Genomic DNA, 22,975 nt, shown 5'->3' with positions numbered 1-22,975 from the left:
GAGATAAATCAGACTATTGCTAAGAACAACAGAATGACTGACGAAATTCAAGCTCAGCTCTCAATCATTTTCGTCACTTCCTGTTAACTTATCTTAGTCGCTATTTGTTCGTTATGATGAGGCCCTGTGAATCGCTACGCTATTTTGTGTTTAGACAATAATCCAATCAGCATCGAGCAGTTTCGCCAAGAGCTCTCGACGTTTGCTCATAAATTTGATGTATTTACCGCAGATTCTCTTGAAGAGGCGCACAACGCTATTGAATATTTGGAGCAAGCAAACCAGACCATGGCACTGGTGATCGCCAGTCATCACAGTGAGTTTGACGGGGTGGAGTTTTTAATTGGCCTCGATAGCAACCCAAGAACAGAAGATGCAAGACGCATTCTTATCAGTTGTTCGAGTGACATCGCTGCAATTCTCACCGCCGTAAATGAAGGTCGCCTCGACCACTGCCTTACCAAGCCTCTTCCTGATCAAATCCTGTTTCAAACCGCGCTAAAAGAGTTAACGCAATTTATTCTCAAGTTCGAAAAAGAGGATCTCCTCAGTTACAGCTCAGTGCTCGATCAAAATCGATTGTTGAGAGCACACATAGAAAATCAGATGCGTCATTACCAAGCGGGTTTTATTCACGATTATCACACGCTCTCTGACGCAGAATTAACGGAACGGTTCACCAACGCACTGCAAAGCTTTTTCAAAGAGAAAGACGAAACTCGCGCCTGTCGAACCTACTCGCCAGACCACTTATTGACGGTCGAAGGCGAAGCGAACAAATTTCTTTGGTTTATCACCTCAGGCGAAGTAGCGTTGTATAAACGTGATGAACTGGGGATGCAAAGAGAAGTCGTACGACACAAAAAAGGCAACTTGGTCGGTGGCATGTCATTCGTCACCGGCGAGAAATCGTTCTCAACCGCCCTCACTCTCACCAAGACGGAAGTGATCAAATTAGATCGCAACGTTTTTGCCCAAGTGATGCAATCCGATTCCAACCTTTTGCCTCTGTTTACCAACCTGTTGCTACGACACTTTAACCGGCGTTTGCAACGCAGTATCAATACCAAACTGCAGTTGCAAAAAACCCTCGAGTCCTTGGAATCGGCACATCAGCAACTGATTGAAAAAGAGAAAATGGCCATGCTTGGGCAGTTAGTTGCAGGGGTCGCGCATGAGCTAAATAACCCCATTGCCGCCATATTACGGGGAATAGAGAACCTCAACAGTCATTTAGAGCAGGTGCTGGCACTCAATAAGCAGGATGCTCTGACCATGAAAGGCGTAGCTTTGCTTGAAAACGCCAAACTGAGCAAACCCATGTCGACCTCGGCACAAAGGGAAAAAGTCACCGCACTCATGTCGTTGATTGATAACCGCACGATAGCGAAAAAACTCGTCACGTTAGGACTCGATTCCGATACCGAACTACTTAGCCGGGTCAAACGCCAACCAGCACAAGGAGCTCAAGAATTGGAAACCCTCGAGCACTACCATTTCATCGGAAATGCTTTGCGTTCGATTGATGTTTGCTCAGGTCGTATCGCCGATATGGTGAAAAGCCTGAAAGGCTATGCGCGTGCGGATGATGAAAAAACACATATCGCAGACATCCACGAAGGTATCGAAGATACCCTGGTCATTTTTGAGAACAAACTCAAGCGCCATCAAGTCACTACCGACTATTGCGACCTTCCGCCCATCTATTGCCAGCCCATCGCACTGCAGCAAGTGTGGACCAACATGATTTCCAATGCATTAGATGCGATGCCAGAACACGGGCAGTTAGAGATCAAAACCCAAGTACAGGATTCAAAACACAAGTCGTACGTTACGGTTTCGTTCAAGGATAATGGGTGCGGCATTCCACTCGAACAGCAGTCCACCATATTTGAACTGAACTACACCACAAAAAAAGAAGGTAATTTCGGCCTTGGCATTGGTCTGTCTATTTGCCATCAAATCATTCATAGCCATGGAGGCTGGATAGAGGTGGATTCTATCCCCGAGCAGTACACCTGCATGACCATCTGGCTTCCCCTGCTATCAGAAGGAACATCCCATGAATAAGTATCTGATTTTATGTGTCGATGATGAGAGAGAAGTGCTCGATAGCGTGCTTCAAGATCTTGCACCATTTGAAGAGCATTTCCTACTAGAAGGCGCTGAATCGGTCGCTGAAGCCCGCAGCGTCATCGAACAATGTGATGACGAGGGTGTACCGCTGGCGTTGATTCTGTGCGACCACATTATGCCCGAACAAACTGGTATTAGCTTCCTCATTGAGCTCAGTAGTCACGAGCATACACGGCGAGCAAGAAAAGTGCTGTTAACTGGGCAAGCCGGACTCGAAGACACCGTCGAAGCGGTGAATCATGCCAGCTTAGATTTTTACATCGCGAAACCTTGGCATGGTGAAGATCTGCGTCAGGCAATTAAGAACCAACTGACTTCTTACGTGATTGAACATGACGACAATTTATTGTCATGGACTTCCATCTTGGATCCAGAGCGGATACTCAACGCGATGGCAGAAAAGCGCAGTTCATTTGGTGAATAACCAGCGGTTTAACAATGTGTTATTCGCTGAATAGCAACAGGTAAGGTGGCATTGATTTTGCTTAATTATTGGCTAGACGACAAAAGAATGGCATTTTTTATTGGTGACTTGTCTGCAAGTTGATTAAGATGTCGCAATTGAATTATGCGTTGAGCAGCCTAGGCTCAACCGGGAAGTAACAAAATAAAGAAGGTTTACCATCATTATGCGTAAGACAATTCTAGCTGCAGCTCTGCTGATTGCATCTGGCCACGCCATGGCGAAGGAAGATCCAAACCGCCCTGCTACCATGAGCAACTTTAGTTACGACTATGTCGAAGCCCGTATCGGCGCTAGCCCAATGACATTTGGTGCTGCTTACAGCAAATCCGTCCATCCAAATGCACACATCATCGCGCGCATCGATTCAGAGTTTGAAAGTGATTTCGACGCAGCGGCAGGTTTTGGCTTTCACTCTCCAATCAACAACTGGGCTGATTTGACTGGTGCAATGCTCATGCGCATTGTTGAACCTGCGAACGCAAGCAGTTCAGACATCGGTATGGAACTGAACTTAGGTATTCGCCAATGGCTTGGTCCTCAACTTGAAGTGGGTGGTAAAGTTGGTTACGTCTCTATTGATAACGACGATGACTGGATTGGTTCTGCGTACGCTCGTTTCCATTCGACGGAACTCTTTTCAATCGGTGTAGAAGCGCGCATTAACGATTTTTACGATGACCAATTGATGTTTACCACTCGCTTTAAGTTCTAATCGTCATCCGTACACCGATGATAAACCGAGGCGCTTAGACACCTCGGTTTTTTTTTCTTCTGACTCTGTCTTGCCGTCCCGTTTTCGCTATCCGCTACGCCATTACTCTATCAACGAACTGCTGATCACTTGATCGGCGATCTGCTCAAACACGCGCTCGACACTGAACAAACTCGCCACATGGTAAAACTCCGGTCCAGAGGCGCACGACTGCATCAAACTCTGGCTGGCCGCGCCACCAAAATTGATGGTGATGACTTTCACATCGCGACCCGGTCGTTTTAGTTGAGTACAAATCAGCTTCATTTTTTTATCGCGAAAGGCAGGGTCAATTAAATGGTTGCCATCTGAAAATATCACCAAGTACTTACTGCTGTTTTCATCATCATAGTGCCGTGGCAACTGAGGACGAGAAGCATCCCAAATGCCCTGCCAATATGGCGACAAAAGACGCAACGCCCAAACCATTCCCTCGGCGTTGTTGGTATTCATGCCTGGGACTAAGCGTTGAACGGTGCTTTCAAAATGTCGGCGCTCAGTAATAAACGGTACGATCGGGTTAACATGGCATTCGATGTCATCAAAAATTGCCTTATCTTCATGAAACGGTCGATAGTTTTCACGTGTGTTCGTCGACGGATAGACCGCCGGATCGAGCGGCGTACCATCATCGAAGAACAATACCGCAGGTTTGTGAATCGGGCGAATTATCCGTTTGGAGTTGTTGCTGGCGAACTGCGGTTGTTTCTCCAAGTTTCGGAAATAGCGCAAACCGAGTGTACCCGGATTGTTTCCTTCGTAATCCAGATCGCGACACATGGCATTGCGTTTTCTCCCTGGTACGGCTGGTGCACGAGCGCTGCCTTTATCAAACATGTCACTCCAACCATTTTCTCGCTTCACTTGTGCATGATTGTAGCGGCGAAAAGTGCCGAGATAGATCTCCTCCATCGGGCCCGTATTCACATTCCCCGAGGCAGGCACAATGCTCACTACGTAGTTTTGATTGCGATTACCTCGCGAATACAGCTTGTCGGCAAAAGCCAATAACGCTTCTTTGGTTTTGGCCATCGGTTCGCCAGACATCGAATTTGAAACATCCAGCATGAAGACAATTTCCGCCTTGTTGCTGCTCACACCCGCTTTGGCTTGAGCATTAATAGGCACTGTTTCCGTGGCAGCAATATTGAGTGAGTTGGGCACAAAATCGAGCTCAACCTGCAAGTTTTCTTCTTGTTCATCGCGCTGATGTATAACACGCACACCTTGTGCAAAAGGCCTCGCCGCACCCGAACTGAGGTTGGCATTCAACAGTTCAACGGCCGTTGTTTCTGGCACCTCACTGATGATGGCGGAAGCAAGCGCAGCGTCGGTGGCATTGCCCACTTGGTTGTGAACGCTGTAAATACGCATCACATCCGTCACCCAAGCCGCAAACACCAACATGCTCACCAACATCACCAGCATAAAGACGGAAATTCCACCTGCTTGCTTGTGCATCTTATCTCCTTTTAAACATCGCGTGACTAACTAGGGCTTGCTGCTCAGAAAAAAGTACCCACCAATGGGATAACAGCTGTTTTGGTGCTGGTTGATAACAAACACTGACAATCCAAAGATCCACCTCGCTTACCCTAATGTCAGGTTGAGGCGGCTGGCACGCCCCTTCGGCCGCTGCAAACCTGTTCTGCTCCGAAAGAAATTGAACATTCACCCCCAGTACAGAACCTGGCTTTGCCATCAATTGCTCTGCTTTTTGTAAGTAGGCAGGCATTGATTCGCGCAATTGATTTCCGTCTTGGACATCTTGCATCGAAACCGCTCGAACTAAGGTATGGCTGAGCTCTTGAACCTTATCGTTACTGCGGATCAGCGTGGTGAGGTCCATAAAAGCCAGTGCCATAAGTAGAAGAAGCGGGATAAACATCAACGCTTCCATCGACACACCACCCGATTGCGTTCGGCGGCGATCACATTTACTCGTTTTCAAACGCTTTCTCCGGTATTAAGGCAATCTGATTGCGGTAACGGTATACCATCTCTTTATTGGTCAATAAGGGGATGGCCAAAGGAGGCAGTTCGAGAGAAACGGTGATAATGATAACGCCTTGCTGTAACTGCCCCTGTTGCGCCGTTTCTCTCTCGATAACACCCAGCCATTGCGCTATTGAAGCGAAAACTTGGGGTTCAATATTGGCGTTGCGAGCCAACTCCGGGCTGTGTAACTGAAGCTGTTGCGAAAAATGTTCAATTAACGCATTCGGGTTCGCCACCTGTTTCAATTGGGTGGCGCGTCTTGCTTGCTGAATCGCATGATCGAACGCCGAGAAATGCCACTGTACCCTTCCAATTTCAAAAAACAGCACCACTAAGGCAAGCAAGACCGGCATGATCAGCGCCGCTTCTACACTGACGCTGCCTATTTGACCTTTGTGACCTTTCATTGCAATCGGCCCAACTGCTGCTTAAGCAGCGCTATGTCTTGCTCAGCTTGTTGCGACGACATACTGCGTGTAAGCAACTCAAACGCTTGTTGTTCTTGCTCTTGTGCCAACAACACCAAAGCATAATGCTGCGTGACGAAATCTGGGACGCGATTTCCCTTCATCAAGGGCTGCAACTGCGATTGTGCAAGTTTGAATTTCCCTTGAAGCAGGTAGTGAAATGAGAGGTTCACACGAAAGCTTTTGCTGTCAGGCTCTAGCTCGATCGCGCGTAGAAAATGCCTCTCCGCCAGCTCGGTCAGCTGTTGCTCGTCTTTCGTTATGGCCAATAAGTTGTGCAGGCCTGCATGTCGCTCATCAAAGCCTAAGCCTTGCTGCAAATAGTCACTGGCTTGTAAAAGCTCGCCTTGGTTGAGATAGTGGCGCCCTAGTATGAATGCAGCTTCGGCGGCATTGTCTGATTTTTCTAACAGCAACTTCTGCAACTGAGCTTGCGCTGCATGCGGCCTGTCTTCTAACAGGTCAATGCGAGCAAGCATCAAACGCGCGTGGGCTTCCTCGGGGTAGATCTCTAGCACTTGTTGGTATTTATTTTTGGCCGAATCGTAACGGGCGTATTCAAAAGCGGTATCCGCCAAACTATTGAGCGATTGTGCACTCGGTTGTGAAGACGGCGCAGCGCACCCCACAAGCAAAAAGGCACAAGTCGATAAAAGGAGTTTGTAGACAAATTTCATGGGTGGTTCCTAAATGGGCAGCGAAAACCACTGCCCTAACTGAAGGCTATGCCAAACTGGTTAAAAGCTGGGAGAGAATAGGTGAAATCACCATCACCAACATCGGTAACATGATCATAGTCATCTGAATTAAAGTGATTTTTCCGGGCAATTTGCCGGCTTTTTCCTCAATATCCAGCGCGCGTTGCCGACGTGCATCTTCACTAATTTGCCTAAGCGTGTCAGCCAAAGGTGAACCATACTTTTCTGCCATTGTTAACGTGGTCGCTAAGGTATGCAGCTCAGGAATGCCCGTTCGCCAACTCAAGTTGTTCAGCGCTTGAGTGCGGTCATTAAGCAGATCAAGCTCGGCAGACGTGACGCGAAATTGTTCAGACATTGCGCCATGCTGACTTTGCAAATATCGCGCAACACGCTCAAATGCCCGATTCAAAGACAAGCCAGACTCCACGCACAACACCAGCAGATCAATCGCATCGGGCGCAGACTGCTTAAGCTTTTTCCGATAGCGATCCGCATTGAGATTCAACCACCATTCAGGGCCATTCGCACCCAATACATAACCGACCAACACTAGGGTCAGTGACCACATGCTGATTATCGCTTCGCCGTTGAATGCTTGGCGCCCCAACAACATCAGCGCAACGATCACACCAGTGCCAAACTTCGCCAATAAAAGCCAGGTCAATGCTTGTGGCTTATGAAAACCCGCGTTGGCCAGCAAACGACTTAAACGCGCTTTTTCATTTTGTGTCACCCAATTGTGCATCAACGCATTGCCCTGCTGAGCAACCAGCTCTTTCCGTTTTACGTAACGTTTTAACCCTGCCTCACGACGCTTACCCTGATGGGTGTTTCTCAACGCGACAATAACCATTGCCAATAGCATCAGCGCACTAAACATCACGATGATTTGTACAAGTTCCATCTTTTACCCCTTGAACTTGGTCAGTTGGCGAATCAGCAACAAGCCACTGGTGACACTGAGCACCACGTAGAGCAGTATCCATTGGCCGGTACCGTCACGCAGCAGGTAATCAAAATGCTCTTTGGCAGAACCATATAGCACGCCAATCAAGACGGGGGGTAAGATCGCCAGCACCTTAGCCGAAGTCCGAGATTCCGATGTGATGGTTCGCACGCGGCTTTCCATCAAACTGCGCTCACGCAGCGTCTGCCCAAGCTGCTTGAGCATATGAGACAACTTACCGCCGGTTTCACTTTGTAGGCTCAGTAAAGTCGTTAGGAAGCGAAACTCTTGGCTGGGCATTTGCAACGCAGCGAAGTGCATTACTCTTTCGACGCTGTGACCCAGTTTAAGGCGATCATGCATCGCCAGAAACAGACGTTTGGCACTGCCTTGATACTGCTCTGCAAGGGCCAAAAAGATGTCGTGTAAAGGTGCGCCGACTTTAACGGCACGCTCCATGCTGTCGATGATATCGGGCATTTGCGCGTTGAACTCGCTGATGGCAAGCTGCTCAAAATGGCGAAATGCCAACACCGTCATCAACACCGCCATGACACTGACTAAAAGTAAGGCTGTCGACGCTGCCATGCCTTGCGAGAGCAAGGCAACAAATAGACCGGAGCTCGCCATCACTAAGTACAGACGGTACTTTTGCAATCGAGAAGCACCGACCAAGGTTTCGATACGGCTGTAAAACGCGAGCCATTGGGGGCGTTTCTTCTCCGTCACCGCCAACGATTTAAGGTAGCGTTTACGCTGTTTCTCACGCTTCGCTTCAACGCGACGTGAATGCATGAACAATGTGCCCATCGTTAGCCAAATCAACAAAAACAATAGCCAAAGCATGGTGTTCTCTTAGCCCCCTACCCTGGGAAATAAGCTCGTCCAAGCTTTATCCAACGCAAAGTGACGCGCGCGTTCAATCACATCGTGCGGTAAAACACCTTGGTGGTAATCACCACGCCCTTCGTCATCAAGGCGATATTCAAATAGTGGGTGTATGACGATCTGTCCGTCTTCCAACCCACCAACCGCGGAAATCGCGGTAACACGGCGCTTGCCATCGTGAGAGCGTTCTAGCTGTACCACCAAATCCAGCGCTGAACTGATTTGTTGGCGTAAAACCGCTGATGGGATCTGTTCTGCACCCATCATCAACATATTCTCAAGACGCAGCATCGCATCGGTTGGTGAGTTGGCGTGCAAGGTACATAAGGAACCGTCATGGCCGGTGTTCATCGCTTGCAGCATGTCAAAAGCTTCAGCGCCACGAACTTCGCCCAAAATGATGCGATCGGGCCTCATGCGTAGGGCGTTTTTGACCAAATCGCGCACCGTTACCGCCCCGGTTCCTTCAGAGCTGGCGGTTCGCGTTTCGAGCTGGATCCAGTGAGGTTGAGTGAGTGACAGTTCAGCCGCATCTTCGATGGTAATGATGCGTTCATCGTCGCTGATGGGTGTACTCATGGCGTTCAACAAGGTGGTTTTACCCGCCCCCGTTCCGCCAGACACCAAGATGTTAAAACGACAACGTGCCGCCAACGCAAGGCACTCCGCCATCTCCGCGCTCATGCTGCCAAAAGCAACCAAACCGGGGAGATCGTACTGACGTTCTGGGAACTTACGAATTGAAATACACACACCATTTAACGCCAATGGCGGCGCAATAATATTAACGCGGCTACCATCTTCCAAACGCGCATCCACCAGGGGTGTCGACTCATCTAAGCGACGGCCAACCGCATTCACGATTCGCTGCGCCACATTGAGCAGGTGTTTTTTGTCGCGAAAACGGATGTCTGTTTTCAACAATTTGCCTTGTCGCTCAATGTAGATTTGCTCCGGCCCATTGACGAGAATGTCGCTCACTGACGGATCTTCGACCAAACATTGAATTGGACCCACACCCAACATGTCATCACACAACTGTTCCACCAACACGGCCAACTCGCTTTGGTTGTATGGCAGCAACTGTTGGGCTGACATTTGTCCGACGGCTTTCTTAATTTCTTGTTGCAGTTGAGAGCGGCTCAGTTTAACGGCTTCTGAAGGCTCAATCAGTTTTTCAAAAGCCGCTTGCGCGGCTTCTGGCATATCGAGAGGGTTACCTCGGGAGGCTTGTATCAGTTGAGTTTTGTGGCCAAACATTAGGCGATCCCCGCTAGGCGCGTTTTTAGTTTGCTGATCGCTTTGGCTAACTTGCCACCGCGTTTTACCAAAGGTTCGCCGTTGTGTTCCGCGGCTTGTACCGCTTTGCTATCGAATGGCAGTTCACTAAATTGTGTGATTGACCACGCCTCAAACAACTGTTTCTCACTCCATGGTTTGTGCGATTTCGATCGGCTCTGATTACCAACGAGGTGAACATGGTGCAAATACCCATCCAGCTTTGACAAAATGCCATCGGCTCGACGACCCGCTTGCAGCGAGAAATCATGCACCAATAAGAAGTTGTCCGCCGACATCATCAGATCCTCAACGCTTTCAATCAGATAATGAGGCACATCCAAAATCACATAAGCAAATTGCTGCTTTAACTTATTGACGACATTGATTCGCTGTTGCACAGATAACTCCTCCTGCTGCTCTGTATAAAACAGGCTCAACTGGTGGCCCACGTTTTGACCGAATTGCTGAATCAGTACCGAGTCAACCCGTTCCACTTCCTTCACCAAGCGATGAAGTGACGGTTGATATTCCACGCCCAGCAAAATCGGATGCTGAGTAAAGTTGAGGTTAAAGTCGACTAAAGCGACCGAACGATGCTTAGCCAGATCAGCCGCTAAGTTAGCCGCGACGGTCGACGTCCCCACACCACCGCTGGTACCACTCACCAAATAGACTTGGCCTTGTTGGAAACCCTTGTGCGAATGCAGCCCTAATAGGTGTAACAAGCTCTTGTGCAGCGCCGTCGGATCCAATGGCAATGCAAGATAATCCGCGATGCCCATCTGCATCAGATGGCGATATTCCGACAAGGAAATTTCCTCACCGAAGAGAATCACTTGGCAACCCGGAGGCGTTACTTTGGCCAGTTCAACCAAGCGTTCCAACTCATTACGTTGCACTTGCAAAAACAGAATGTCGCCACATTGACGCTGCGCTAAATGGTTAACCGCTGCGCTCAAGCTTTGCGTGTGGATTTGGCAATCAAGTTGTGCGATGCGATCCAACACCGACTCAATCACGCTCAGTTGCTCGCCTTTCTGGGCAAACACCATCATCGATTGACGCTTAATTTCCACTTTCACCTCCTGAACCGTCGGTGATCTTCGCTGGGTCTTCGGCAATTCTGACGTTACCTTGGCGTAGACGCTCAACGGCCCCCACTTCTAAGCTGCTTTCGGTAATCAGTAACTGCGCTCCTTGGCGATAATGCTGTTGATTGGCCATGGCCATTTGTAGACGGCGTTTGTGACGACATTGTGCCTCGCTCAACGCTAGGTCAGGCTCAAAACGGCAAGTGTCTGGGATAAGTGCCACATCAATCTTCACCCCAACCTCAGTTTGCTCCACTTGCTGCCAACGCATATCCACAGGCAATGAAAGTGCATCGCTGAGTTGCTGTTGCCACAGCGCGAGGTTTTTATGAGAAACCTGTTGTGTGCGGATCAACACCGAGACTTCACCTTGCTCAAGCCTATGCTGAGTAGGTAGAAGCAGTTGCTGTATCGCTGGGAAAATATCGTCTTGTGCGTTCAACGTTAGCTCACGCTGTTCGGATAAGTTCGGCGTTGAAGAACACCCCGCGTTGAACAGCATCGCGGCTGAAAGCATCGAGAGATGCGGAAGTTTGTTAATCATGTTGTCGTGAAATCCTGTTAGTAGCGATAGCCGTAATCACCAATCAACTTTGGCGTGTTTGCCTCTCCCTCTAACTCACCAAAGAGTAGGCGTTCAAAACGCGTTGGCGAGCGGAAGTTATCCAGTGGTGTCGGAATAGATTCGAGATCACCCGTCGGCTGAACCAGACTCGCGGTGGCAATGATCACCAGTTCACGTTCAATCTGTTTGCTCTTATTGGTTCTAAAAAGTGCGCCAACACCCGGCAATTCCCCCAAAAATGGAATAGCATCTACCGCGTTTTCTTCTGATGTCCTTAACAACCCAGCCAACGCAAAGCTTTGCCCGTCAGCCAACTCGATCGTGGTGGTGGCCGTTCGCTTATCCAAGCCAGGTACATCAACACCATTGATCTTGATGGAGTTTTGACGACTTAATGCGCTCACAACTGGTGTCACGGTAAGGGAAATGCGATTTTCCGAGAGCACGGTTGGAGTCACCGAAAGACCGACACCAAAGCTCTTGAACTCGACGCCCACCGAATCGCCATCAATGCTTGGGAAAGGAAATTCTCCCCCCACCAGAAACTCGGCTTTTTCACCCGATTTTGCCGTGAGATTCGGTTCCGCTAACACATTCACTAAGCTCTTTGACGCCAACGCATCGATGATGCCCATAAACGCCGATTCTTTGATCAGGTTATCCGGGTCAGTCAAATCCAACCCTGCGGCAAATTCGTTACCGGGCGACACGCCTAACATCCAGTTCGGATTGACCGATTGCCAGCGGATGCCCAGCTCTTCACTGGTGCTTTTGGCCATTTCCACCATGCGAATTGAAATGTTCACTTGAGGCGCGGCGGTGATTTTCAGCTGATTGATCACCAAAGGCAGCACCGATTGACCACCAGGCCCTTCAGGCTGGTTAGCGGATTTACGGCTCACTTCCGCCGTAATTTCTTTCAGACGGTCTTTGTCTGCAACTTGGCCTAGCGCAAAATTGTTCACCAGACTCAAAATATCCGCCGCCATTTCTGGGCTTGCTACCGTGCCAGCAACGGCAATCGAATCGCCCACCGATTGAAGGCTAATGTGGTATGCAGGGTATAAAAGTTCTAGTTGACGCTCTAATTGACTCAAACCGCTGTTTTTCACATTCAGCCTGTAGTGCGCAATGGCATCCCCTTCTTTACCAACGATGACCAAGTCGGTTTTCCCTACTTGCGCACCAAACACCAACGCACTGCGTGCAGAGGGCGTTTTGACATCGGCAATGGTCGAATCCACGATGTAAACGCTACGCATCTCTTTCGATAGCGGAATCAGGCGACTTTGGCCCACTTCTAAGGTGATCTCTTTGGCGGCCTGCGCAAAAGGCACGACCAACGTGAAAGCGACAATTAGCCACCATTGTTTAGCCACATGCATCATGATTACTGCCCTTCCTTCACGTTGCCGCGGATCACCGTCACCGACTGAGTTGGTTGTTGTTCAAGGTCATACGCACCCGAAATATCCTTGGCCCACTTGAGCGGTTTATTGGCCACTTCGGTTTGATCGTGGTTGCCTCGCAACACCAGAGATAGCTCCCCCAATTTACTCGCCAATACCAACTTTTCTGCATCTTGAAGCGACACTTCAAAAGTCACCGAGGTTGGATCATAACTTTTGCTGGCTTTTTCAGGTTTCTGATGTGTTGAGTACTGGTTACCAATCGCCAATAGGTGAATATTCTGTAGTACCGTTTCGACCGCCATGTTGTTATAGATTGGCGTGCCATTGGCATCTTGATCGATTTCTGACTGACTTGTCAGCAACACATCCACTTTGTTTCCAGGACGCAGTAAACCGAGCCCAGCCGCCATGGGATCGAGCTCAATCGAAATCGCTCTCATGCCTGGTTTCACCAGCGCAGAAAGAAAATCCGATTGTTCAGGACGCAACAGCATATCAGGGGACAACACCGTATTGGCTGGGATAAACTGCACCGCCACACTGCCGGAAATCTGTTCGAGTTCAAATACGGGCTGAAGAAACACATCACCCAAGGTTTCCCGCTCTTGCAGCGAGACTTCTTTCCACTCTAAGCTCTCTCGCTCGATAAATGATCCCATTGCCAACGCCCGGTTGGCGACCAACACTTTCGCTTTTCGCTCAACGGGCGACAGGGTGTTTGACGATTGCTGGGTCTGAGCGGTATCTAGCCAAACAAACCCTGCGAGAAATAACGCAATAGACAAAGCTGCAAAAACAGCCATGTACCAACGACTCATGATGAAAAATCCAATTTATAAAAGAAAGTAAACGGTTGAAGCAGCAATCGAAACACCCAATGGAATCGTCCGTTGGTGAATGTTAGAAATGGAGAAATAGGCACGAGTTAACTGCCAAACCGCCAATATTCCTGCCCCAAACGCACTGAGTAACATCAGTTCAAACCAGTTAGGAAAAACAATCCAAGTGCAGACTGCCGCGAGCTTTACGTCCCCTGCGCCGAGCCAACCGTATTGCCAAAGCACCATCCCCGCAACGCAGACAATGAGTGCATACAAAGTGGCATCGAGCCAAAAAGGTGAGCCCTGCATACCGCGATAAGCGATTGCCACTGAGAACAAGAGAGCAATGTTAACGTTGTATATCTTTCGCTTTAATGCATCACTAAGCACTACCATCATCAGCAGTACCAGCAAAGCAGCGAAGGCGACAATCTCTGGATTCACGTTTACTCGCCTGCTGGGTTCAGGCTGTTTACGATGCCAATAAATTTCTCTTTCAATGCAGAAATAAACACCCCATCAGAACCAAAAATTGCTAGCACGCCAGCCGCAAGACCAGCAGCAAGGATTCCATACTCAATCGCGGTTGCACCGTTTTCATCGTTAATGAATTGTTTCAGCATCATTACTCCTTTTTGAAACAACATGTAAATGGTTATGATAATTAATATCATTTGCAAATGATAACATTTATATTATTATGCGCAACAAATAAAGCGATGAATATTTTACGAAATAGCATTTTAACAGCGTTTGTAATCGACATTTTGACAAAATTTAGATCATTGATCTGACAAGTAGAGTATTTACTCAGCCAATGACGTGATGTCTACCTCATTTATCAAGCAGATTTTTCAATAAGGAGTGAAAATGCGCTTATTTGCCAAGAGTTTGGTTGCCTCAGCAATTGCGGGTCTATTGACTGCGTGTGGTGGTGGTGACGGTGGTGGTTCGACGGCCAGCCCAACCGCACCCTCAACCCCGACAAAAGTAACACTAACGGGCTTTGTGACCGAATCTCAACCCGTACAAACTACGGTTGATCAAACCGTAAAAACAGAAGTGAGATTGCTGGTCGGTGAAAAGATCATCGCGCGCTCGGCACCACAAATACACGCCGGAGAGCATCAACCTCGCTATCTATTGGCCGTGGAACCGAACACACTCAGCGAAAATCTCCCGATGGCCATTGAGGCGGTCAGCATCATCTCCCCACGTGAACTAAAGGCCGATGCGCGCGCTGCAGAGCAAGAACAAACGGCAGATCAAACGGTTTTAGAAACTCGTGAAGTGTTGCTTTATCGCAATGCCATTGGTACTAAGTCATCACTGCTTTCAGCAGATAAAAACAACGACAAATTCATTACCCATGACGAATGGTTGCCACTGACCTTCTCGCAAACCAACTCGTTGTTTGTCGCCCTCGATCCCAGCGGTGAACAAAGTTCACTTGAACTGATGAATGAACATGGACGTGAGAAAATCATGGCCCTCGCCGCGTTGTTACACACCATTTTCGACCCATTTGATAACGAAAAACAGGTTGCACTTTCTTCGCTGGAGATGGAGAAAGCGTTGCTGATTGATGCCCTACTAAAACACGAAATGATTGCTTCACCCTTGGTTGATGGCACGCGTTGGCTCGATTTGGTGAGCTCTGCCTATGAGCAGATGGCGCAAGAGCAAGAGATCGTTTTGGCTGATGGGTGGCAGAAGCGTATCGAAGATAAATGGATCGAGATGCATGCGGTCAAGCAAAGCAATGTACTGCGCGAAGTACTCGATAACTCCTACCCAACCCGCACCTTGGTGCTTCGTGGTGAAACGGTTTCGGGAATGAAAAACCCACAGATTTCGCTACAAATTGGTTCTTATCCTAACGATCCTTTAGCAAACAGCCACTACGATAACCCGCTTAAACCGAAACGACCGTTGCTCGTGCCTATCACGCCGCTTGGGGAAGAGAAACCCTCTACCGCCATTGAAGGGGCAAACCACCAGTTTGAGTTTAGCCTCACGCTAAGTGACATCGCTCATGGCTTTGATACCTGTCAGCCGACAGGCAATGAAGTGTACGTTTATTACGATCAGAATGAAGACCTCACCAAGCCAAGCACTCATCCAACAGACAATATGCAAGATTTGCTGACGGTGATTGCGTTTGATCCAGACACGGGCGTTGAAATGCGTTCCTACTTGGGCGCGTTTTGTGAACTGGCGAGAGAAGATATCGATAAGAACCAAGATGGTATCGTCACTGCCGACGAGTTCCCACGTTTAAAAATCTCATTTGAAAATAACGCCCATGCGCTATTGGCCGAACGCAGCGGCTTAATGCATCACGGTGGTGGCCAATACGCAAAACCAGTGAAACAGACGGCTATCGATACGCTATTTGCCAAGCACACACCAGATATGCTGCAACTCATGAGCTCTATTGTGGCGATGCAAATGTCATCAGCGCGCAACGACAAGCTGCCAGCCATCGACAATGCGTCAGATTTTTTCCGTACCGCAGCTCAACTGCTTGATTTGGACTACAACGCCCAATATCGCATGTACAGTAAAAGCAACATTCTGCCCGAACCGTTTCAAGTCATCCAACTGCTGAAAAACATCGCAGATGTTGCTCACCATATGGAAGACACCGATACCACCATCAACACTTTGTTGAAATGGAGCGCTCAGGCATTTAGCCACTTGAGTCAGTTCCCGGCAGATACCAAGATGGCATCCGATCTCAACAAAGCGATTGATTCTAACACCAGCTGGCTACCCGCTGAACCCATCAACGGTTTAGAGTCTATTTGCAGCACAGAGTTTGCTCAGGACCAAATCCGTGGTATCGCCGTTCGTGGACGCGGTGACGACTGGTTAACCCTGGAATGGGAACCACAAGGCAACAGCGATTACACGCTTTACTGGGATAGCAAACCATTTGCTAACTTGAATGACGCAGCCAATCAAACCGCATCTGCAGAGCACATCGTGACGTTAACAGGGCTCACTAAGTTCACTCGTTACTACTTCCAAATTGCACACAAAGGCGCACCGAGCGCACAGTTTGACGTTCGTATCGGTGATGCTGGCCTGACCAACCCACATCTCTTTGATTCGGATTTTAGTTGTGACCCAATGAGTGGTTATGCGCGCAACTCCAATGCCGATGGCTATCAATCACTTTCATTCCTCAAAGTGGATGCCCAAGGCGAACGCTTGACTCGACAAGATCTCCCTTATATTGCAACACCACACAGCTGTGCAGTTGAAAGAAAAACTGGCCGAACGTGGGCCGTGCCAAATAGCGAGATGGTGGAAGGTGATCGCATTCGTCACTGGTACAGCATCGATAACCGATATCTGCATGGTGATAACTTGCCGGTGACTGACGACCAGTACAACGGCTTTTGTGTCGCCATCAACGGTGAGGTTTATAGCCAAGACAAAGCTCGCCACTGTACGGTGAATCAGCTTGTTCAACGTGCCAACGAAAGCAAACTTTGCGGCATTACCAATTGGAGGCTGCCAACCTACGAAGAAACGCTCAATGTGATGACTTTGAAAGGTAAGCCTCAGTTGAACTTTGATGACGATTTCTTCCCTAATATTGACGGCAACATGCTGTGGATGAAGCAAGAAAATCCTGATGTTAAAACCCTAGCAAATCTACTTTTCCCAACCAGTTGGAACGTAAGAACGCAATTGGAAGGCAAAGAGGTGCCTCACCAGGTGATGTTGGTGAGTGATGGTTTAACAGTGAATCAGGAATAAGGAAGCACATATGAAAACGACTTTTCTCATCTCATTAGCAGCGGCGATCTCCGCTCCACTCTACGCGCAATGCCTTCCTGAAGAGGGGCGTTTTGAAAAAACCACGATTGATTACCACGGCACAAACTATTGGGTGATCAACGACAACAGAACCAACCTTCAATGGATGATGTGTCCAATGGGACAACAAGGCGAACAGTGCGCAGGTGATGCCATTTTAGAAAAACGAGTGAATCTTGCCGCACTCGTTGAAACCTTCAATCAAGCGGAGAGTGACGCTGCACTCACATGGCGCATGCCTCATACCCAAGAGTTGATTACCATTACCGATCAGAGCTGCCGTTATGGTACTTATCCTGAGTTCTTTAAGCTGTCACAAACGACCGAAGCACTGGAGCAGTTATATCAAGCCATCGCTCCGTATAAAGAGAAGCTCGATATTCTCTACCAACAACACCAAGACAACCTGGTTGCACTGGAGAAAAAGCGTCAATCCAGCCCTGAGGTAGACGAAAAAGTCATTGAGTGGTTGGAAAACAGTCGCAAGCTGTTTGGTGGTGAATGGTCACGCGAGACGTCAGATTACGTTTATAAAGAACTGGTTCCGTGGCTCAAAGAAAACGCCCCAGAGTGGGTTGCCGCCACAGCAAGCCGCAATAAGTTTTCTAATGCGTTTCATTGGGGCGATGCGGAGCTGGGACTCGAGAAGCTTAGCGCGCATTACCGTACCCACTATGCTGTGTTGGCTCAAAATTATTCAACTCAAGCGGGGTACAGCGTCTCGTTCCAAAACGTACCGGATTTAGGTACAGCAAGTGACAATCACTTAAACATTTCATACATGTACACACAATATACATTAGGAAACCTATCGGACTGGACACAGTATTACGTACGTTTGGTTAGAGCGATACCGCAGGACAATCGCTAATCAAAAAGCAGGGGCATTCGTGCCCCTGCTTTCTAATGTTTGCAACACGGATTAAATAATCAGTTAAAAATCGAATTGCAGATAAATCGTGTTGTAGTTGCTGCCGCCTTTGATGCGCCCAAATTGAGAGGCTTTTTCAAAGATCGCAGAACGATGATGCAAGGAATAGCCAAACCAAACGTTCTTCCAATCGTTCTTACCCACCAAATCACCCACATTCACATCAAACGAAAAGTCGAGGTAATTGAGTAGATGACTTGGAGTATAACCCTTGCGTTCCATTTCACTCTGTTCGATATAGGTGATGTTGTCGATATAAGACATCCCTTCTGCCACACCAAAGCGCCATTGTGTCGGCCAGTTAAAGGTGTAATACGCTTTGATAGACACCACGGTTTCCGTGCTTGCACTTTGCACTTCTGAACTCCAGTGGTGCGCAATGCCCGAATGTAAGTAGAGATCTAACGGCAGTCCAAACAACTCATCCGTTAACGGATGGCCATAGAACAGTGACGTTAACTGGTTGTTGTAAGGATCTTTTTCGCGTTCAAAGTTAAAGATTTCACCAATGTTCGACGGTGTTCCCCAACCGTGTGCCACACGCAGATACGGCTTGTTTTTCAGATTAGACTTTCGTTCTTTGGTTTTATCATTAAAGAAACCAAAGCCAACGTAAAACTCGCCTTCATAGCGGTCTTCAATCGCATAGCTATCATAGGCGTTATTATCTAAACGTGTGATGCTGGTCTTGCCGAGCAAATAGAGATTTGAGGCTACATGGTAACGACCTTTCAAAGCAATATTGGTATCGACACCCGCTCCGATGTACTGCTTGGTGATATCAGCAAAGGCGTAATACGTGCTGTTAAAATCAGCGTCTTTATAGCGCAACGTAACCGAAGGTTCTAGTTCCCAATCACCGAGGTCATACTTGGCGGCCAAGCGATAGTTGGAGTGAAAACGAAAGCCATCGTCAAACATGAGCTCAGCTTCAAAACGCCATTGATCATTGACTTGATATGCTAATTGCCCACCAAAATCGGCAGTATCACCTTCAACCGCGTTTTGCACTATTTTCGGGATATCTATAAATCGCATGCGTGTTAAAGCGTTGAACTGTAGTGGGTATTCATCCGATTCCCACAGATAAGCACCACCTTCAATACCACGAATAAACACGTATTGGTTGTCAAAAAACATCATAGGAACAAAGGTGCTAACCGTTTGATCACCATCTAGGGTATCGAACGGAATCGAAGCGGTACGATACATTGCCGCAATGCCCCAATTTTGCTCTTGTGCCAAAGTGGGGAGGGAAAGCGCGCTTAATGCGGCGACTGAGCCTAATGCCAACCAGTTAGATTTCATATTTGCTTAAATTCCAGTTAATTACGCTGATTAAATCATCAAACAGAAGAAAAGCTCTTATGTTCATTTTCAATTAGCCGTTACAATTAGTAGATATTGTCATTTATTTGAATTTAATGTGAAAGCCTCAGAACTAAAAACTTTTCTAGATAGCCTACCAAATGGCTGCGATCCTGATGTTGTGATGGGAGAAGAATGGCTACCAGAAAGGTTAGTGAATACGCGACTTGACGACAATTTGCTGTTTCTTGAATTCGATAATGCCCCAGAAGAAAACCAAGGCGATGAAGAAGGGCGTGGATTTGTCGAACATGAAATTGCCATGATAAGACAGCGCTTTGAACACATTCTTGATGAAGCCAGCGACACTAGAACCAAAGCCGATGCTATGTTGGCTTTATTTCTGATGGGCCATGAACTTTCGAGCTCTGAAGTGATCGAGATTCTCGAAGAAAACGACGACCGTGATGGATATTAATCTGCGTCACACCTTGTAAAATGACGCAAATGACTTCATGTTGTAGTTAACCTCGTTTGCTGGTGAACACTATGTTTAATGTATTAACTTCATTATTTAAGGAGCTTATTGAGGGTTCTGACCTCAGTAAGCATAAAGCGACCAACCCAAATTTGGCCATTGCGAGCCTACTTTGTGAAGTCGCCGGTGCCGATTACCAAATCGATGAGCGTGAGCAAGCCGTTAAAAGACAGTTACTCAAACGCCTACTCAAGCTAGACGATGCCCAAGTAGAAACCTTGCTAACGCAAGCACAAACCGGTGTCACTGAATCGGCCTCTTTGTATGACTTCACCTCGCAGCTTAGAGAGTTATCTCAAGAAGTCCGCTTTGATTTGATTAAAGGCATGTGGGAAATTGCCCACGCAGATGGTGAGATTGACCCATTGGAAGACGCCGTCATTCGCAAAACAGCAGAACTGCTCTATATCGACCACAGCGAATTCATTCGTGCCAAACTACAAGTGATTGATAAGTAATACTTCAGTCGTACTTTGATGCATAGAAACGAAACCAAAAAACGCGCCAAGGCGCGTTTTTTATTGCGAACTCTAGGTTATTGTCCGTCCACGAGTTAGAACATGGTTAATGCCAATTTAGCAAGGTTATAAGCATCGACGTAACCAGAGTGCTGGCGCCCTTCCCACTCAATACCTTTAGCTTCTTGCGCAGCACGATGACCAATACGTTTTTCCTTCAAGCGATGTTGAATTCGGTACAGGGTCGCAATATTAATGAACTCATTAAATGGCGCATCTATGCCTTTTTCTTGGCATTCTTGCATAAGGATTCGGTCGTCACGCCCCCAAGAAGCATAGATTTTATTGCTGCCACCGAAATTTTTGATCATCGATTTAATCACTTCGGCTAACGGCCTGCCCTGCTTTTCGATCTTACGTGGCGTAATACCAGTCAACTCAGCGCAAAATAGCGACACTTCATCGTGCTCGGGTTTAACGTAGTATTGAGCGCGCTTGACGATTTCACCTTTGAGCAAATCAATCTCTGCTAAACCGATTTCAATGATTTCACCTGTGCGCCCAACACCATTTTCGTTCCAGCAACACATTTCTAAATCAAAGCAAACAATTCGGTTATGGTTCATAAATCGCCTTTTCGTTTCCCAGCCAATAAAGCGCGGAAGTGTACCTCAATCAAAACAGAAACTCGACTCAAGCCATACCGTTTGTCTATTTACCCTGCAATTGTGGCACAGTTTCGTCCTTTATCTTTGCTTCGATAAAGCTGAATATCCATCTTTTGGATCAGCTCTTCCACCTCTTCATTTCTATGGATAGCAGCTCCAATACTGAGCGTGCAATGGATCTGTGTTTCCTGAAAATAGCAGGCCGTTGCTTCTATTCCGGCTCGAATAGATTCTAGGTAACACGACAGCTCGTTTGGTTGTGTCACCGAAGAGAGAATACCAAACTCGTCACCACCAAAACGGTAAAAGCGGTCACCCGGTTGCAATAAGGCACTGATGATGCGCGCGACTTCAATCAACACTTGGTCCCCACCGAGATGGCCATAGCGGTCATTAATTTGTTTAAAATGGTCGACATCAAAGCCAATCAAGCTGAATGGCACTTGTTTTTCAATCATCTGAGTTAAGTCGTGGCGAAACGCTCTACGGTTCAACAGTTGAGTTAACGAGTCGTGATCGACCATAAACTGCAGTTCTTTGGTTTTCTCATTGAGCATATAGTTGAGACGTTGTTTCTCACGAGTTTGCAAATTCACCACGTGTGCCACCAAAAATGCCATGATCAAACCGATCACCACTATCCCCATCAACACCGCGCGATCCCACTTGGATAGGGTTCTTTCTAGTTTGAACTCAACTTGCCAGTCACGGTTTGGCAATGACACCACTTTACTCACCACAACGCTGTCAATGTTTAACCAGTTAGGGCTTTGATACAGGATTGGGTCATCTTCAGCATCGAAGCCTAAGTCCGTCACTCTCACGACAAGACTTTGCTCAGTCGCGGTTTTTGTCACCAGTTCCTCAAAATAGACCGTACTGCGAATCACACCAACCACAACGCCAAGCAAACTTTCACGACGCTGATCGAACACTGGGTGATAGACCAACAATCCCGTTTTTTCTAATGTGCGGTCGTAACCGTCTTGTAGTAAACGGACTTTATCGGAAATATTTGGCTGCCCAGTGCTAAAAATATCGTCCAGAATCAGCTCAAAACGTAAGCGAGCAGAGTAAAAGCCCAGCAGTTCAATGTTTCTCTCATTTCGTGGAAAAATATCACTGGCAATGTAGATAGGTCGGCCATCAGAAAAAACATAACCTTCCGTTTTTGGTCCATCTTTAGGTACGGTAAAGACCGAGAAATTTGGAAAGGTTTCTCTAACTTGAGCAATATGCTGTTCAAGCTGTTCGGGATACACCTTTTGCATCCACTGCAAACCAATCAAACTCTTGGAGGATGCCACCGTATGGCGAGCAAAAATTTCAAATCGGTCCCAATCTTCTGGAGCAACGGAATAAAAGAAATTGGCACCCGAGCCTATATAATCCAAATCGTTTTGAACAAACTCGCGTAAAGATTCTGCTTGCCGCTGTGCGAGGTTGTTAAACATAGTCGTGGTATAACGTTGCTGGATTTTGGCAGAAATAAGCAGAAAAATGGCGGTGACGACTAACGTCGCGACAAACGCTTTCAGCGAGGCAGAATGCCTACGCAACCATTGAGTAGAGAAAACAGAAACAGGTTGGCCCACAAACAAATCCATTTAATTCCATATCACCGAATCGAACACCAATTAACACGATAACCGTATAAACATCAAGACTATTAATCGTACGCCAGTCGGTTATGTTGTTTTTTTCAGCAATCGAACCCT

The 22,975-nt window shown here is 47.6% G+C and carries 23 protein-coding genes; 7 read left to right on the top strand and 16 right to left on the bottom strand.

Annotated elements, in window-relative coordinates:
• Positions 1-126: 126 nt before the first annotated feature.
• The 3 genes from LZU85_RS05875 (at position 127) to LZU85_RS05865 (ending at position 3,314) form a co-directional block, all read left to right on the top strand.
• Entirely contained in the window at positions 127-2,070 is a 1,944-nt protein-coding gene (locus LZU85_RS05875) for an ATP-binding protein (RefSeq protein WP_237286654.1), read from the top strand.
• The gene (locus LZU85_RS05870) at positions 2,063-2,560 is read left to right on the top strand and encodes a response regulator (protein ID WP_176297667.1); all 498 of its coding nucleotides are present in this window, start codon (positions 2,063-2,065) and stop codon (positions 2,558-2,560) included. Before LZU85_RS05875 ends, LZU85_RS05870 begins: the two co-directional genes overlap by 8 nt.
• A gap of 205 nt (positions 2,561-2,765) precedes the next feature.
• Positions 2,766-3,314 (top strand): hypothetical protein, encoded by a 549-nt coding sequence (locus LZU85_RS05865; protein WP_176297668.1) that lies wholly within the window; start codon positions 2,766-2,768, stop codon positions 3,312-3,314.
• A gap of 102 nt (positions 3,315-3,416) precedes the next feature.
• Here LZU85_RS05865 and LZU85_RS05860 read toward each other — a convergent pair whose 3' ends face one another.
• The 13 genes from LZU85_RS05860 to LZU85_RS05800 are packed head-to-tail and all read right to left on the bottom strand — an operon-like array spanning position 3,417 to position 14,146.
• Positions 3,417-4,814 (bottom strand): VWA domain-containing protein, encoded by a 1,398-nt coding sequence (locus LZU85_RS05860; RefSeq protein ID WP_176297669.1) that lies wholly within the window; start codon positions 4,812-4,814, stop codon positions 3,417-3,419.
• Position 4,815: 1 nt separating this feature from the next.
• Positions 4,816-5,304, bottom strand: coding sequence for a hypothetical protein (locus LZU85_RS05855; RefSeq protein WP_237286653.1), 489 nt, complete (start codon positions 5,302-5,304; stop codon positions 4,816-4,818).
• Positions 5,291-5,758, bottom strand: a complete 468-nt coding sequence (locus LZU85_RS05850; protein WP_237286652.1) for a TadE family protein — start codon at positions 5,756-5,758, stop codon at positions 5,291-5,293. The genes LZU85_RS05855 and LZU85_RS05850 overlap by 14 nt, the downstream gene beginning before the upstream one ends.
• Positions 5,755-6,495 carry a tetratricopeptide repeat protein gene (locus LZU85_RS05845; protein WP_237286651.1) on the bottom strand — a complete coding sequence of 247 codons (741 nt, stop codon included), beginning with the start codon at positions 6,493-6,495 and terminating at the stop codon, positions 5,755-5,757. The genes LZU85_RS05850 and LZU85_RS05845 overlap by 4 nt, the downstream gene beginning before the upstream one ends.
• A 46-nt stretch (positions 6,496-6,541) precedes the next feature.
• Positions 6,542-7,423, bottom strand: coding sequence for a type II secretion system F family protein (locus LZU85_RS05840; protein ID WP_237286650.1), 882 nt, complete (start codon positions 7,421-7,423; stop codon positions 6,542-6,544).
• A gap of 3 nt (positions 7,424-7,426) precedes the next feature.
• Complete coding sequence (locus tag LZU85_RS05835; protein ID WP_237286649.1) at positions 7,427-8,311, bottom strand: type II secretion system F family protein; 885 nt, start codon at positions 8,309-8,311, stop codon at positions 7,427-7,429.
• A gap of 9 nt (positions 8,312-8,320) precedes the next feature.
• Positions 8,321-9,613, bottom strand: coding sequence for a TadA family conjugal transfer-associated ATPase (locus LZU85_RS05830; protein ID WP_237286648.1), 1,293 nt, complete (start codon positions 9,611-9,613; stop codon positions 8,321-8,323).
• On the bottom strand, positions 9,613-10,710 hold the full coding sequence (locus LZU85_RS05825) for a CpaE/TadZ family protein (protein ID WP_237286647.1): 1,098 nt from the start codon (positions 10,708-10,710) through the stop codon (positions 9,613-9,615). Before LZU85_RS05825 ends, LZU85_RS05830 begins: the two co-directional genes overlap by 1 nt.
• Positions 10,700-11,269, bottom strand: a complete 570-nt coding sequence (locus LZU85_RS05820; RefSeq protein ID WP_237286646.1) for a hypothetical protein — start codon at positions 11,267-11,269, stop codon at positions 10,700-10,702. The genes LZU85_RS05825 and LZU85_RS05820 overlap by 11 nt, the downstream gene beginning before the upstream one ends.
• A 17-nt stretch (positions 11,270-11,286) precedes the next feature.
• Entirely contained in the window at positions 11,287-12,678 is a 1,392-nt protein-coding gene (locus tag LZU85_RS05815; RefSeq protein ID WP_237286645.1) for a type II and III secretion system protein family protein, read from the bottom strand.
• 2 nt (positions 12,679-12,680) lie between these two features.
• The gene (gene cpaB / locus LZU85_RS05810; protein ID WP_237286644.1) at positions 12,681-13,520 is read right to left on the bottom strand and encodes a Flp pilus assembly protein CpaB; all 840 of its coding nucleotides are present in this window, start codon (positions 13,518-13,520) and stop codon (positions 12,681-12,683) included.
• A 15-nt stretch (positions 13,521-13,535) separates the two neighbouring features.
• Positions 13,536-13,967, bottom strand: coding sequence for a prepilin peptidase (locus tag LZU85_RS05805; RefSeq protein ID WP_237286643.1), 432 nt, complete (start codon positions 13,965-13,967; stop codon positions 13,536-13,538).
• A 2-nt stretch (positions 13,968-13,969) separates the two neighbouring features.
• Positions 13,970-14,146 carry a Flp family type IVb pilin gene (locus tag LZU85_RS05800; protein ID WP_176297679.1) on the bottom strand — a complete coding sequence of 59 codons (177 nt, stop codon included), beginning with the start codon at positions 14,144-14,146 and terminating at the stop codon, positions 13,970-13,972.
• 247 nt (positions 14,147-14,393) lie between these two features.
• Between LZU85_RS05800 and LZU85_RS05795 the strand changes: the two genes are divergently transcribed.
• Together LZU85_RS05795 and LZU85_RS05790 are read left to right on the top strand one after the other, a co-directional pair.
• Positions 14,394-17,294, top strand: a complete 2,901-nt coding sequence (locus LZU85_RS05795) for a DUF1566 domain-containing protein (RefSeq protein WP_237286642.1) — start codon at positions 14,394-14,396, stop codon at positions 17,292-17,294.
• Positions 17,295-17,304: 10 nt separating this feature from the next.
• Positions 17,305-18,225 (top strand): Lcl C-terminal domain-containing protein, encoded by a 921-nt coding sequence (locus tag LZU85_RS05790; protein WP_237286641.1) that lies wholly within the window; start codon positions 17,305-17,307, stop codon positions 18,223-18,225.
• 63 nt (positions 18,226-18,288) lie between these two features.
• On the opposite strand, the gene LZU85_RS05785 is transcribed toward LZU85_RS05790, so the two are convergent.
• Positions 18,289-19,593: a MipA/OmpV family protein gene (locus tag LZU85_RS05785; protein WP_176297682.1), complete on the bottom strand. Its 1,305-nt coding sequence runs from the start codon at positions 19,591-19,593 to the stop codon at positions 18,289-18,291.
• Positions 19,594-19,711: 118 nt separating this feature from the next.
• Between LZU85_RS05785 and LZU85_RS05780 the strand changes: the two genes are divergently transcribed.
• Entirely contained in the window at positions 19,712-20,071 is a 360-nt protein-coding gene (locus LZU85_RS05780) for a VC1380 family protein (protein ID WP_176297683.1), read from the top strand.
• Between the two features lie 71 nt (positions 20,072-20,142).
• Positions 20,143-20,589: a tellurite resistance TerB family protein gene (locus tag LZU85_RS05775; RefSeq protein ID WP_176297684.1), complete on the top strand. Its 447-nt coding sequence runs from the start codon at positions 20,143-20,145 to the stop codon at positions 20,587-20,589.
• Positions 20,590-20,684: 95 nt separating this feature from the next.
• Here LZU85_RS05775 and LZU85_RS05770 read toward each other — a convergent pair whose 3' ends face one another.
• Together LZU85_RS05770 and LZU85_RS05765 are read right to left on the bottom strand one after the other, a co-directional pair.
• Entirely contained in the window at positions 20,685-21,215 is a 531-nt protein-coding gene (locus tag LZU85_RS05770) for a 3'-5' exonuclease (RefSeq protein WP_130341522.1), read from the bottom strand.
• A gap of 89 nt (positions 21,216-21,304) precedes the next feature.
• Complete coding sequence (locus LZU85_RS05765) at positions 21,305-22,864, bottom strand: sensor domain-containing diguanylate cyclase (RefSeq protein ID WP_237286640.1); 1,560 nt, start codon at positions 22,862-22,864, stop codon at positions 21,305-21,307.
• Positions 22,865-22,975 lie beyond the last annotated feature (111 nt).

Origin of the sequence: Vibrio floridensis (genome assembly GCF_021852965.1) — a bacterium.
GTDB classification, from domain to species: domain Bacteria; phylum Pseudomonadota; class Gammaproteobacteria; order Enterobacterales; family Vibrionaceae; genus Vibrio; species Vibrio floridensis.
The sequence above is the reverse complement of the archived record's forward strand: the minus strand, read 5'-3'. Positions and strand labels throughout refer to the sequence as shown.